This window comes from Mesorhizobium sp. M8A.F.Ca.ET.202.01.1.1 (assembly GCF_004791595.1).
Taxonomy (GTDB): Bacteria; Pseudomonadota; Alphaproteobacteria; order Rhizobiales; family Rhizobiaceae; genus Mesorhizobium.
Window position 1 is genome coordinate 1 of record NZ_SRUN01000188.1, and the last position, 318, is coordinate 318.

The 318-nt window shown below is 65.1% G+C and carries 1 protein-coding gene; it reads right to left on the reverse strand.

The features are described 5' to 3' along the window. Positions 1–118 precede the first annotated feature (118 nt). On the reverse strand, positions 119–318 hold a 200-nt coding region (locus tag EN845_RS34435), incomplete at its 5' end, for a tyrosine-type recombinase/integrase (RefSeq protein ID WP_135931317.1).

Consider the following 318-nt stretch of genomic DNA (forward strand, 5'->3'; position numbering starts at 1 on the left):
CGCTCATCCCACGCCGCTCGACACGTCAGAGATGGCCGTCATCAACCTGCCGCGACCCCACGCCGTGGCGGCCGAAGATATCCGCCACCTACAGTCTCGCCGACACGGGCGGAACCGGTCAGCCCGGCGGCACCACTTCAACGTTCAGCCTGTCGAGCGGGCTCGTCGTGCGCCGGATGAGGCCGTTCGAGACCTTGGTGTAGCGTGCCGTCGAGGAAAGATTGTTGTGGCCAAGCAGCACCTGGATGATGCGGATATCGGTGCCGTTCTCGAGCAGATGCGTGGCGAAGGAGTGCCTGAGCGTGTGCACCGTCACCC